At 52.5% G+C, this 11879-nt stretch carries 14 protein-coding genes; 6 read left to right on the forward strand and 8 right to left on the reverse strand.

The window, feature by feature from the left end:
- Positions 1–33: 33 nt before the first annotated feature.
- On the reverse strand, positions 34–1512 hold the full coding sequence (gene pap, locus ABSG49_RS09265; protein WP_424025843.1) for a polyphosphate:AMP phosphotransferase: 1479 nt from the start codon (positions 1510–1512) through the stop codon (positions 34–36).
- 321 nt (positions 1513–1833) lie between these two features.
- On the opposite strand from pap, the gene ABSG49_RS09270 reads away from it, so the two are divergent.
- The gene (locus ABSG49_RS09270) at positions 1834–3036 is read left to right on the forward strand and encodes an ammonium transporter (RefSeq protein WP_424025844.1); all 1203 of its coding nucleotides are present in this window, start codon (positions 1834–1836) and stop codon (positions 3034–3036) included.
- 146 nt (positions 3037–3182) lie between these two features.
- Here ABSG49_RS09270 and pscS read toward each other — a convergent pair whose 3' ends face one another.
- The 3 genes from pscS to ABSG49_RS09285 all read right to left on the reverse strand — a co-directional run bounded on the left by pscS (position 3183) and on the right by ABSG49_RS09285 (position 6410).
- Positions 3183–4364, reverse strand: a complete 1182-nt coding sequence (gene pscS / locus ABSG49_RS09275; protein ID WP_424025845.1) for an O-phospho-L-seryl-tRNA:Cys-tRNA synthase — start codon at positions 4362–4364, stop codon at positions 3183–3185.
- On the reverse strand, positions 4361–4543 hold the full coding sequence (locus ABSG49_RS09280) for a hypothetical protein (RefSeq protein WP_424025846.1): 183 nt from the start codon (positions 4541–4543) through the stop codon (positions 4361–4363). The genes pscS and ABSG49_RS09280 overlap by 4 nt, the downstream gene beginning before the upstream one ends.
- 160 nt (positions 4544–4703) lie before the next feature.
- A complete protein-coding gene (locus ABSG49_RS09285; RefSeq protein ID WP_424025847.1) occupies positions 4704–6410 on the reverse strand; it encodes a histidine kinase N-terminal 7TM domain-containing protein in 1707 nt (568 codons plus the stop codon).
- Between the two features lie 405 nt (positions 6411–6815).
- Between ABSG49_RS09285 and eif1A the strand changes: the two genes are divergently transcribed.
- Positions 6816–7154 (forward strand): translation initiation factor eIF-1A, encoded by a 339-nt coding sequence (gene eif1A / locus ABSG49_RS09290; RefSeq protein WP_424025911.1) that lies wholly within the window; start codon positions 6816–6818, stop codon positions 7152–7154.
- A gap of 101 nt (positions 7155–7255) precedes the next feature.
- Entirely contained in the window at positions 7256–7435 is a 180-nt protein-coding gene (locus ABSG49_RS09295) for a CxxC-x17-CxxC domain-containing protein (RefSeq protein ID WP_015285958.1), read from the forward strand.
- 117 nt (positions 7436–7552) lie between these two features.
- Here the strand turns inward: ABSG49_RS09295 and ABSG49_RS09300 are convergent, their stop codons facing one another.
- The 3 genes from ABSG49_RS09300 to ABSG49_RS09310 form a co-directional block, all read right to left on the reverse strand.
- Positions 7553–8062 (reverse strand): TspO/MBR family protein, encoded by a 510-nt coding sequence (locus tag ABSG49_RS09300; protein WP_424025848.1) that lies wholly within the window; start codon positions 8060–8062, stop codon positions 7553–7555.
- Between the two features lie 187 nt (positions 8063–8249).
- Complete coding sequence (locus ABSG49_RS09305; protein ID WP_424025849.1) at positions 8250–8741, reverse strand: META domain-containing protein; 492 nt, start codon at positions 8739–8741, stop codon at positions 8250–8252.
- A 169-nt stretch (positions 8742–8910) separates the two neighbouring features.
- Positions 8911–9411 (reverse strand): Holliday junction resolvase-like protein, encoded by a 501-nt coding sequence (locus ABSG49_RS09310; RefSeq protein ID WP_424025850.1) that lies wholly within the window; start codon positions 9409–9411, stop codon positions 8911–8913.
- Positions 9412–9710: 299 nt separating this feature from the next.
- On the opposite strand from ABSG49_RS09310, the gene ABSG49_RS09315 reads away from it, so the two are divergent.
- Positions 9711–9956: a hypothetical protein gene (locus ABSG49_RS09315; protein ID WP_424025851.1), complete on the forward strand. Its 246-nt coding sequence runs from the start codon at positions 9711–9713 to the stop codon at positions 9954–9956.
- Between the two features lie 168 nt (positions 9957–10124).
- Positions 10125–10349 (forward strand): hypothetical protein, encoded by a 225-nt coding sequence (locus ABSG49_RS09320; protein WP_424025852.1) that lies wholly within the window; start codon positions 10125–10127, stop codon positions 10347–10349.
- Between the two features lie 15 nt (positions 10350–10364).
- On the opposite strand, the gene ABSG49_RS09325 is transcribed toward ABSG49_RS09320, so the two are convergent.
- Entirely contained in the window at positions 10365–10574 is a 210-nt protein-coding gene (locus ABSG49_RS09325; protein ID WP_424025853.1) for a hypothetical protein, read from the reverse strand.
- A gap of 394 nt (positions 10575–10968) precedes the next feature.
- On the opposite strand from ABSG49_RS09325, the gene ABSG49_RS09330 reads away from it, so the two are divergent.
- Entirely contained in the window at positions 10969–11535 is a 567-nt protein-coding gene (locus ABSG49_RS09330) for an LEA/WHy family protein (protein WP_424025854.1), read from the forward strand.
- Positions 11536–11879: the final 344 nt, after the last annotated feature.

Genomic DNA, 11879 nt, shown 5'->3' on the forward strand with positions numbered 1-11879 from the left:
GGGGCTCCACCGTGGGATACGGTAAGGCCTGGTTCAGAGGAGTGCCCGTGTACTGTCAATGATCGTTGTCAGCGCTTTGACGCGGGCATACCATTTATCATCGGATTCAATGACCGTCCAGGGTGCGATGGACGTACTTGTCCGCGCAAGCATCTCATCGATGGCTTCATCGTACAAATCCCATTTTTCCCGGTTCCGCCAGTCTTCATCGGTGATTTTGTGGATCTTCAAAGGATCACTCGCCCGCTGCTGGAACCGCCTGCGCTGCTCATCCTTGCTGACTTCCATCCAGAACTTTACCATTGCACCCCCGCTGGAAGTGATATACTCTTCTTCCATCTCGTTGATCTCCTGGTATGCTCTCTGCCATTCCGCGTCTGAACAGAACCCTTCGACCCGTTCGACCAGGACCCGCCCATACCAGCTCCGGTCATAAATGGCGACATGACCGGCTTTCGGGTATTGCCGGATAAACCGCCAGAGGTAGTGGTGCTCTTTCTCTCCCGGGTCCGGTGCAGTGATAGAGAAGACATCATATCCCAGCGGGTTCATGTACCGTGCGACCCGCGTGATATTGCCCCCTTTTCCTGCCGCATCCCAGCCTTCGTACAGGATGATGAGGGGGATCTTCCGTTTGAAGAGGAGATAGTGCATCTCGAGCATCTCGATCTGGAGGGAGGCGAGCGTCTGCTGGTAATCCTCTTTGGAACGAGTTTCTTCCGGAGTAGAACTCCGCTTGACCGGGCTCTTTTTTGGCTTGACCAGCTCTTTTGGCTTTCCTTTTTTTGGTTTTACTTCCTTTGCGCCCTCAACCGCTTTTTCAAGGTTTTTTACAAGAGTTGAATAGACGTTGAGGATCGTGTATTTCCGGTCGGTTGCCTCTATCACGTTCCACGGGGCATACCCGGTACTGGTCTTCTCGATAAAATCATCGATGACCGGCAGCGATTCATCATAGTGGTGGTGGACATGCCATATCGACGGGGTCACGAGCCATGCCGTGAGAGGATTGCGTTCGCGTTCTTCGAGCCGGTTTTTCTGTTCTTCCCTGCTGATATGCAGGAATAATTTCACGATGACGGTACCGTCATCGGAAAGCTGGCGCTCGAAATTATTAATTGACCGGATCTTTTTGGCAAGTGACTTCTTCCATGCGGGTTTCTGCATCTCGTCAGACAATGCCCGGGTATACCAGCTCCGGGCAAACAGGGCAATACGCCCGCGAGACGGGGTTCGTATCCAGAACCGCCACAGGAACGGGCGCATCTGCTCTTCTTCAGTAGGGCGGTCGATCGAGTGAAGGGTGAACCCGCGGGGATCGAGCGACTGGATGATTGCCTGCGTAGACATAGTGATGCCGGATGCATTCCAGCCTTCGATAACAATGATCGCAGGGATCTTCTGATCGCGGAGCATTCGCTGGAGAACACTCAGGCGCTCCTTGTAGCCGGCCAGAGACTCGTTGAACGTCTTGTCATCAACCGTTCTGGTCAGGTCCAGTTTTTCAAGCATTATGCCATTACATCCGTGACGGAAACCAGATTTGCCCGACGTACCCGATGCGGATCATCGGATCGTAGGGCATGTCGGTTAATGAAACTACCTGCCGTACACGATGCACCATATCAAAAACTTTTTTCCGAAAGGGGGGCGTTGGCAATAATAAAATATTTTAAATAACCTGGAAATTGGTTTCCTTCTAATTTATCTAGTAACATATCGTACCGGATAACCGGTTTTGTCAAAATCCACGGCATCCTTTCCGGCAGAGTGACAAGAGAGGATTTTCCGGCGGAATGACATCAGAGTCGATTGGTACTGAGGAAGAGTTTCATGGTAGCGGATAGTAGTTCCACCATTGCATGGCTCATCACCGCAACAGCGCTGGTGATGCTGATGACCCCCGGTGTAGGTTTCTTCTACGGGGGGCTTGTTCGTAAGAAGAACTTCATTTCGATGATTTCCCTCTCTTTTATCGCATTTGCCCTGGTCAGCATCCAGTGGATACTGCTCGGCTACTCACTGGCATTCGGTAGCGATATATCCGGTATGCTGGGGAATTTACAGTATCTCGGCCTGAATGGCGTGAGTATGAATACTGGTGAGGCAGGGTATCCCCCGCTCCTGTTCATGATATTCCAGATGACATTTGCAGCAGTAACGGTTGCCATCGTCACGTCAGGGCTGGCAGAGCGGGTCAAGCTCAGTTCATTTATCATCTTCTCCCTGCTTTGGACAACGCTTGTGTATGATCCGATCTGCCATTGGGTCTGGGGAGGAGGCTGGCTGGCTTCACTGGGAGCCATTGATTTTGCCGGAGGAATGGTGGTCCATATCAGCGCCGGGTTCGCGGCACTCGCCATTGCACTTGCCATAGGCAAGCGGGCAGGATACGGCCAGTACTCTCTCGAGCCCCATAACATCCCGATGACCCTGCTTGGCGCGGGGCTTCTCTGGTTCGGATGGTTCGGGTTCAATGGCGGCAGCGCTCTCGCGGCTAACAGTATCGCAGTCAACGCGATTGTCGTGACCAATACTGCTGCAGCGGCAGGCGCACTGTCATGGATGGCGATCAGCTGGTACTATGGCAAGCCGAGCTCTCTGGGAATGGTCACGGGAGCAGTGGCAGGCCTTGGGACGATTACCCCTGCTGCCGGGTATGTCACTCCGTTAACCGCAGTCCTTATCGGAGCGATCGCCGGGATCGTCTGTTACAAAGCGATGCTCTGGAGGATTAAAAGCGGCATGGATGAGAGCCTCGATGCATGGGCGGTGCACGGTGTAGGTGGGTTTATGGGAACGATTTTTACCGGGATTTTTGCCACGACTGCTGTCTGCAGCTATTCCGGGCTGCTCGAAGGAAATATTCACCTGTTCACGGCAAACGTAATCGGGGCTGTTGTTGTGACCGTTTACGCGTTTATCGTTACCTATGTGATCGCTATTGCCATTGACAGGACCTTAGGGCTCCGGGTAAGCGAGGAAGAAGAGTATGTCGGGCTGGATCTCTCACAGCATGGCGAATGTTGCAGATAATGTTTTCAATTTTTTAGTCTTTCCTGGTGGCAAGAATATTCTCCTGTTCGGTTATTTATGACATGAACGGATACCAGATTTGCGGTACTGCTGCCAGAACCCGATCAGAAATTCCGAAAAGTTTCTCAAGAGACATGCTTGAAAAATTATTCCTTTATTGCGATCCCGTTCTCGCGGGCAATCGCAACAAACGCACCCGCGAGGTGCAGAGCCTGCTTCTTTGTTGTGCCGTACGTATTGAATTTCCAGACCTTGGTTGCCCCGGGGATCACACCGGTGATCCCGTGTTCTTCAAGAGCGGATGAGAGGTAGTATCCCCGTTTTTTGTGGGTCTCTGCAACCTTGTCAAACGACGCCGTCGTATCGATCCGGGTCATCGTGTGCTTTCTTGGGTATTCCGAGAGGCACTTCGTTCCTTCAATGGAGAGGAGAGCATCCATCACGATGCGTTGGTTCTCCAGTTCACGGTCGAAATGTTTTACCCGCTCCTTTACGTGCGGGAATGATGCCATCATCCCGACAAGCGTCGCGCCCATCAGCGTGCACCCCATCATCTCCGGCTCCTTGATCCCGAATTTCCTCTGGGTAACATCGCCGATAATTGAAGTTGTGCGAAAAACCTCAGAGGCACGTTCAGCAGTTGCTGCGAGTATACCGGATGGTGCAGGGGCTGCCATGCTCTTGTGCCCGGAACCTGCCACGAAATCGACCCCCAGCGCCTTGCCGTCAACCGGAAGGATCCCAACCGTATACGCCCCGTTATAGAGTACCGGGATATCGTACTGGTGTGCCACCTTTGCAATGCCAGCAACATCGTGCATGTTGCCGTACTGGTAATCGACATGGTCGATGAAGGCAAGGACCGGCGGCCTTCCGAATTCACGTTTGACTTCCTCAATCTTTGTTGCTGCTGCATCCGGTGTGACAAGCTTGTGCCCGTCAGCAGGGATCTCCCGGGCAATTCCCCCGGCCTCCTCGATTGCAAGGAACTCCGTGTAGTGCGAGAGCGAAGTGAGGAGGACCGGTTCGCCTTTGCCCACATAGGTCTGGGCCACAGCCTGGAACCCGCGCCGTGCCCCGGGCACGGTCCTCATGGCATCCATGTTGAGCCATGCAGCGACATCCTTATGGAACTGGGCGATCGGTGGCTTGCTGATATAATCGAGCCGGTTGGGCTTGCGGCAGTTGTCGCAGACGGAGTACCCGTCCCCGTACGCCACGACCGCTTTCATTGCATCGGCCGTGAGCCTTCCTCCGGCCTGGATGGGATCGATGTTGATGAAGAGTTCATTTACCTGCCGGGCCTCGATCCCGTTCCCGCATTTCATTTCAGCATCTCCTGCTTTAAGGACCCGACCTGCCGTTCGAGATTCTCCAGGAGCCTCTCTGCCTGTACCCGCTGGTCCTTATCGAACTCGTGGGAAGGTGCGGTTTCCCGGAGCAGTACCCGGATGTCCGTCAGCGTATAGAGTGCCTGGAAGGTCATATCGACAGCCCGTTTCGACATGGTTTCACCTACGTATTATTGCATGTGATGAATTAAGTACGTACTGAAAAGGATCCAACAGGTAAGCCTATCAATTTGAAGCGGCAATCAGGAGGAGCAGAAACTCCCCTTCTGGTATCACCAGCCCCATGGACCTGTAACGAGGAGGGAATCCCGCAGATCAGGTGCGTCTCCATGCTGCAGGAGGAATATGGAGCTCGAACCGGGCACCTTTTCCCGGGGTCCCGGTTTCAGCGATGGTGATACCGGTCACCCCCAGGATATCCCGGGTGAACGCAAGACCGAGTCCGGAATGCTTCCCGACACCATACTGGAAAATATGTTCTTTTTCCCCATCTGCAATTCCAACCCCGTTATCCTCGAATACTACGACAAGGTCCCCGTTTTTGCCCTCACTGGCAGTTATGTGTATCGTGGTGAGGTGCATCCCATGATGGAGTGCATTCTCAAGCAGGTTGTAGATGACTTTGCCGGAAAGCGGATCTGCATAGATCTCCGCCGGGGGGATCTGCGTTGTGATTTCAATTCCTTCGTGAGGAAGATCGTTCACCGCACGGGCCATGACGATGGCAAGCGGTTGCCAGTCCGGCTGGTATGTTCCGAGATACAGGTACTCACTGGAGAACCAGAGATGCCGGCTGATCTTGTCGACCACTTCAAGAGCGTTATGGACATAGGCATCACCGGGAGGGCTGGTATTGATCGCCTCGAGCAGGAGCAGGTAGCCGGATAAGCCGGTAACCAGGTTGTTGATATCATGGCTGGTGAGGTGGGTCAAAAGTGAGATCTTCTCGTTGGCCACCCGGAGCGCACGCTCCTGCCTCTTCCGGCTGCTGATATCCCGGATGATGAGGACAATCCCGGCAGGTGCTCCCCCGGGGTCCCGGACCTGGGAACCGGCAATGCTGACTACCTTATTCTCCTTCTGGTCAAGGACCGCTTCGAGATCCAGGAATGTTCCCTGCTCACGGATCATCGTCATGACAGTACCGTACGCCGGCTCGGGTATCAACTCCGAAGCCAGTTGGCCGGACGTGTTTTTCTCCTCCACCCGGAAGATCCGTGCAGCCGATGCATTCACGGTAATGATGCGGCCGTCCATGTCCATGAGAATAAACCCGTCGGGCATGGTATGGAGGATATACGGCAGAGCCGTCTCCGGGCTCAGCGTGAAGAGTCCGTACCGGGTGATGGCATACGTAATGATGAGCGAGAACAGAAAGAGCCCGATGAAGATAAAATTGGGGGTATATATCCGGAAGAGCGGGAGGATGATACCGGAGATTGCACCAAAGCCGATCGCGGTCGCAAGTGCGATACAGATGAGCCTCACCTGCCTGCGTTTTTTCGCGCTGTCAGCTTTCTTCCATGCTGAATAACCGGCGAAGATTGCACAGAGCATAACCATGACGATGAAAATACATTCCACCGGGTAGACGGGGCCGGTCACGTCAGGCGTATAAACAAAACCGGTACCTGCCTTATTCACCACAAAATAGACCATATCCGTGAAAAGACCCAGCAGGGTGAAGATGACTGCCGGTACATAGAGGCAGATGAGCAGAAGGCGTGACTTTCCCGGTTGTGCAAGGGGATGTTCGGTATAGGCAAGTACAAAATGGGCTGACAGTACAATAACAACCGGCCAGAATGCGCTCACCTTCAGCCAGATCAGGGCCCCGTCATACGTTTCAGCCTGCCAGAAAAAAAATTCCCCTATTGCCCAGTAAGTCGTTCCCAGCATGCAGGCAAGGAAGAGACGGTTGATCGGTGAGTCCGAACTCTTTGCATATACGAAAAATCCAAGGGCGCAGGTAGTAAACGCGGACAAAAGGCAGAAGAATTCGAGAATAGAGAACAGCACCATGGAATCCTCAAAACCCGTACAGAGACCTGCCGGAGGTCAGTGTGACCCGGATCCTCCTGCAGGATAGTGCCGATTGAGATTATCACCAGTAAATAGGGTTATGCTCCTCGTACCTGTTGATAAGCGGAGAGATGAGATAAAACATTTCGTATTTGTTTTTGTAACACGGGTACCATGGCGTCCGGCTATGCTATAACTTTAAAGGCATTAAAAAAGGTATTCACTCAAATTACCTGGCATGATGTATACAGAAACGGCCCGGCATAGTGCACGGGCGCGGCACGCGGTTCTTTCCCGGTTCCTTGATACCTTCAAGAAAGAGATGGTTGTCCCGCGGTGAGAATCCCTTTATCAATACCTTCATCATGCTACACGCCCTTATTATACTACACCGGAGTTGTTTTAATTAATAATCACGTAAAAAAACCAGAAGGTGCAGCCGGCACGGGAGAGTTCAATCCCGATGGGACACCGGTTGTCCGTGTGCGGCTGCCCAAAAAAAGGTTGAACGAGCAGTTTGCCATCGCGGAACTGATGATGGGGGCAAATCACATCCGCGTCCGCTGTCAGGATGGCGTTGAGCGCATGGGCAGGATCAAGGGCAAGATCAAGAAGCGGGCATGGATCCGGGAAGGTGATATCGTGATCATCATCCCGTGGAGTTTCCAGGACGAGAAGTGCGATATCCTTTACCGGTACCTGCCCCCTCAGGCAGACTGGCTGCGGAAGAATAATTATCTCTGAACTTTTTTTTGTATCAGGCATCCTGCAGGGTACCAGCATTTATTATCTTCTGCTCACTAATATTTTGTCACAGTTGTAACAAGACTGTTAGAGAAAGAATCATGTACGGATCAAATAACTTTGGCGGTAACAGAGGGCCCAGAGATTTCGGACCCCGCGAAATGACAAAGACAACCTGTTCGGACTGTGGAAAGGAATGTGAAGTTCCGTTCAAGCCGACTGAGGGCAGGCCGGTTTACTGCCGCGACTGCCTCCCGAAGCACCGGAAACCCCGGTTCTAATTTTTCTCTCATTTATCCTTTTTTGCAGGTATTCTGATTGTTTTCCCGTGTTGTTCTGGCATGCATGAGGCCATCTTCCCAGAAAAATCGGGATACGCCTGGATTTCCACAGGGTATTTAAAGGATAAAACCCAGGAGCGGGAGTTTCGGGTTCATGAGGTATATCATCACATTGGCATAAAGGGCGATGATCAAAATAATAAGGTACGGGACGAGGAAGAGATCCGCAAGTACCGCGGATCTCAGCGACTGGAACATGACAGCGATAACAACGACGAGCAGTATGGCCATCACTATCATGCTGAAAAATACTGACTTGACCCAGAAAAAGACAAAGAACCAGCTCACGTTGAGGATGAGACCGAAAAGAAAGAGCCATACGGCGAGCCTGGCTTCCGGGTTTTTCTCGGCTGAATTCCAGATAATGTACAGACCGAATGCCAGCAGGAATGATATCGCGATGATCGTGTAGTAGATGACGGTAACGGACGGCACGAACGAGGGTTTCTGCAGGGATCCGAACCATGCTGTCAGAGAGGGGAGAAATAAATACAGGTCTGCATATCCTGCTGACAGACAGATGATAAGTGAAGCGATCAATCGTACTGCAGGGTGGTGGGCAACCATGTTCCGGATCTGTCTCCTGCTCCTGCGACTATGGATATGCCATAAATCCCGGGAGTGCAATGAATAAAGATCATTTTATTATCTATTATGCATTTTGGTTGATTCTGGATGAATTGAGATTAATGCAGGAAACCATGAGGATCTCCGGGCCCGGTTCCCTATAACGATCATCCCGTGCGAAAAAATATCAGTTCCCTGTCGGCGCCGGGGTAAAAATGAGAGCCGGTTTCCCGTCAATCCCATAAAGGGTCAGGAACCGGTCATGGACCCGTAGTGCGGCAGCGTCTTCGAGCGCTGCATAGTACCGCTCTTCCTGGAGCGTGGCATTGTCTTCCCAACAGGAGGCCATGGACGTTGTCGTCACCCGTGACACAACCATCAGCGTCGACTGGACCATGTACCGGCCGGAGTACTGGTTGCAGCCTCCCGACCCGGTCAGTTTCCCGTCAGTTGAAAATTTTGCGGTGATGGTGGTACCATTCAGTACCGGGACGGTATTGCCCTTGGTATCGGTAAAGGACTGGAGCGACCAGGTATTTTCAGTAATTGCTGTCGCCGCGGTGGTCCCCTGCCCCGAGGTATTCAGGAAGACAGTGAGAAGTATGAGGATGGCGATGAATACGACAGCGACATACACCATGAACCCGCCCGGCCCCGCAGCTTCCGGGCCATCATCCATGGCGGGACCTTTGGGTCCTGGATCATCCGGCATAGCCGGTGTTCACCCGGCAATGCATTAATCATTTCGCTTGCCGGGATGCCAGCAGGGTAACTCCCAGAGGGAGATGAGGGCAGGTGAGGGAATCTTCTCCACTGCTTCTGATATTTCCTAAAAATTGTCCAGACGGTTATTCATCCCGGTGAGCATATTCTCCCCCGACTTCCGATCCCTCACCGGTCTCATCTTTCAGAAAAATTGTCTTCCACGATACCCTGCCTTCCTCCACCGCCTTTTTAATCAGCGACTCCTCGCGGGTGAGTCGCCCCTTCCCTTTCTTCACCTCAACCAGGGCAACACTGATCGCTGTACCATCCCCGTCCTTTGCTTCCGTATACCCGTCAAAGACCACGAAGTCGATCGGGTTGCCGATGAACCGGGCATCGGCCGAAGCGTACGGGAACTCCGGGAGAAGCGGGGCCATCTGCTCCGAGATCCTGCCTTTCAGCGTGGACCGCGAGCGGTTGACAGAGTCTTTCCGGATCTCTTTGGTATGCTCGTTCTTCCAGCGGTCGAGGTCATTCTGCGCCCGGCCTTCAATGACGCAGACCCGCGTGCGGTACCAGAGATATGCGGTGATGATGCCGGCAATGAAGCCGGCGATGATCAGGAGGGTTTCGGGAATTATCACAGGATTTTTTTCGGAGTCACGGGTAATGAAGGAGCGGTGCGGGGGGTGAAACTGGTGATTTCGTATTTCCGTTGTGATTGGCTCCGGAAGTCTGGAAACCGGGAAGGTGCCATCCCATCATTCTATCAGCTATGACCTCCCATATTAGGTAATCATACACGGTTTTGGCAGCAGCATCGCCCGGGACAGCCGGGCAAAGGACATTCTCGTTCCTCTCTTTGGCAAAACCCTTCGTGTACGGGGAACCGGATCTTTTAAAAAAGCCGGTACTATTGCGAAAACCAGGAATTAATACAACAATGACATCACATTCATCAAAACCAGAAATTTCAGGGACAAGAACCGGCTACGTGATCCGGTTCACCTGCCCGATCTGTGCTGCCGAGAATACTATCATCAGCAAGACGCCCAAAGACCATTACAAGGAGACCCGGGACGCCACCTGCGCGAAGTGCAGGAAACGGTCACGGGTGCTCACGCCACGCTGGAACCGCGGACCGGGATATTCCCCGGTCTCTTCGTATACCGGATGCAAGACACCGTGATAACTTCCCGCTCGCGGACAATAACATACCGGTTCTTTTCCGGAATGCAGGTTCCCGCTTATGGGAAGCAGAAGCTGGCATCCCGGGCATGAGCGTACCGGTTTCGGGACAGACCAGGTTTACTCTTAAAACCAGGACGTTATCTGGAGTCCCAGTAAGAAAAACGCGATGCTGCAGAGGGACACGGCTGCGACACTGATCCAGAACCACCTCATCTTCCATACCGGCGGCGCTTCCATAAAATCAAACCATCTTGAATTCCCCCCGTCTTTTTCCATGACCCATTCCATCAAGGTCAGTGTCATGGCAGGGTCCTGCATGTGGCTTTTTTCCGCGGGCAAGGGAAAAGCCGGCCGCAGGGCACTTCCCCGGTGTGTTGTGCCAGGCCGTTGACGGGTACAGTTACCATCAGAGCAGCCCCCGGGCTTGATCGATAAGTTCGATGGTATAGTGATGGGGATAATCGCATTTCCTGAAGGGTGTTGTTCCGAGGATATAAAATCCGAACCGTGATTCCCGTATGCGGTTGGTATACAGAAAATTCAGCATGGCGCTGATCGATTGCGAGGATTTCCGTGTCAGGTGGTGGAACCGGGCAATTTCCCGTGATGTTACCACCGCCCGGGTTATTTTTTTGGTGAGCAGATAGGTACATATCAGCTGTGCGCACTGATATCTCCGCGTCGAATCTGTTCGAATATGTCCCATTTCTGCCTCCTTTTTTATATTTCTTTTCTATACTTGGTTTGTTGGGGGATATAGGTACGTATTGCCCGTAAATTTTAAAAAAATAATAATTCTTTCTCGAAATCATAATGGATCCTCCCGGTGAGTACGTGTGCCGGAACCTGTTCTTTGGAGATAAGCTCCCTCGAGTCAGGCCCCGACCTCGAAGTCTGCCCGCCATACCTGTCAGGATGAGTACCTGACAGGATTTTTTACGGGAATCTTCCGGTATGAGCAATCGAATGGGGACCACCCCTATATTTAGATGCACCGGTGAATTTATTGTATGATACTTCACCCCATTTCCAGTGTTTTCATCTTCTTCGCCATCTTTATTCTCATTGCCGGGTGTTCGGAGCCGCCGCTTAAGGAACCCACGGTCTCGGTGAGCGATATCGCATTATCGGATGTCTCTTTGCAGACCATGACCGTGAATACGACCGTGAACATTTATAACCCCAATCCCATCGGGGCAACTCTCAAGAGAGCAGCATTTGATGTCTACTACATTGACGAAAGCGAACACTACCTGGGTCACGGAGAACAGACCGGTATTGTGGTAAAAGAGAGCGGCAACACCACGGTTACCATTCCCGTAAAAATCGGGAATGTCCCGGCATTACAGGCCGTGGGATCGCTCGTACGGAAAGGCTCCATCACTCTCAAGGTCAACGGCTCGGCGTTCATCGATATCAAGGTGTCTTCCTACGAATTGCCGTTTGAGCGGAGTCACCAGTTCATGGCAAGCGAATTCACGAACCTTCTCCCTGAAATTTCCGTAGGGGAAACGTCCATCAATGTCACGGAGGGACTGGAAAAGGCGAATGGACTCCTTGACGCGTTGTCGGGATGATGCATGGGATCCACGGTCACTAGTACTTCCCCTGCCATCAGTCTCAGTCGTGGGTCTCATCCCCAAAACGGGCTTGCGGCCCAAAAAGTGCGATGGTTTCGGAAAATCCCCCTGATTTCCGGGACACTTCATGTCGGAGAATCCCGCTTGGGGTATGTGACGGGTTATGAAGCGATAACTGCCCGAAGGGCTGTAAGAATTGGAGAAGAACGCTGGGGAAGCGTTCTTCGACTGACAAAAGTCGTTTTGCCACAGGTTTCAGAGCATGGCGGGGTTGGCCTCACGGAAGGAGGGTTTTTGGATTTCCTGTCAGGTACCGCAGGTGATGGGGGTATCTCCGGAAA

The sequence above is a fragment of the Methanoregula sp. genome (assembly GCF_049510175.1).
Lineage (GTDB): Archaea > Halobacteriota > Methanomicrobia > Methanomicrobiales > Methanospirillaceae > Methanoregula.

Excerpts from the sequence above, each read along its gene's own strand:
- ABSG49_RS09285 (WP_424025847.1), bottom strand. The coding sequence starts at position 6,410 with ATGGTGCTGTTCTCTATTCTCGAATTCTTCTGCCTTTTGTCCGCGTTT.
- ABSG49_RS09320 (WP_424025852.1), top strand. The coding sequence starts at position 10,125 with ATGCTGCAGAGGGACACGGCTGCGACACTGATCCAGAACCACCTCATC.
- pap (WP_424025843.1), bottom strand. The coding sequence starts at position 1,512 with ATGCTTGAAAAACTGGACCTGACCAGAACGGTTGATGACAAGACGTTC.
- ABSG49_RS09300 (WP_424025848.1), bottom strand. The coding sequence starts at position 8,062 with ATGGTTGCCCACCACCCTGCAGTACGATTGATCGCTTCACTTATCATC.
- ABSG49_RS09270 (WP_424025844.1), top strand. The coding sequence starts at position 1,834 with ATGGTAGCGGATAGTAGTTCCACCATTGCATGGCTCATCACCGCAACA.
- pscS (WP_424025845.1), bottom strand. The coding sequence starts at position 4,364 with ATGAAATGCGGGAACGGGATCGAGGCCCGGCAGGTAAATGAACTCTTC.
- ABSG49_RS09295 (WP_015285958.1), top strand. The coding sequence starts at position 7,256 with ATGTACGGATCAAATAACTTTGGCGGTAACAGAGGGCCCAGAGATTTC.
- ABSG49_RS09305 (WP_424025849.1), bottom strand. The coding sequence starts at position 8,741 with ATGGATGATGGCCCGGAAGCTGCGGGGCCGGGCGGGTTCATGGTGTAT.
- ABSG49_RS09330 (WP_424025854.1), top strand. The coding sequence starts at position 10,969 with ATGATACTTCACCCCATTTCCAGTGTTTTCATCTTCTTCGCCATCTTT.
- ABSG49_RS09280 (WP_424025846.1), bottom strand. The coding sequence starts at position 4,543 with ATGTCGAAACGGGCTGTCGATATGACCTTCCAGGCACTCTATACGCTG.
- ABSG49_RS09315 (WP_424025851.1), top strand. The coding sequence starts at position 9,711 with ATGACATCACATTCATCAAAACCAGAAATTTCAGGGACAAGAACCGGC.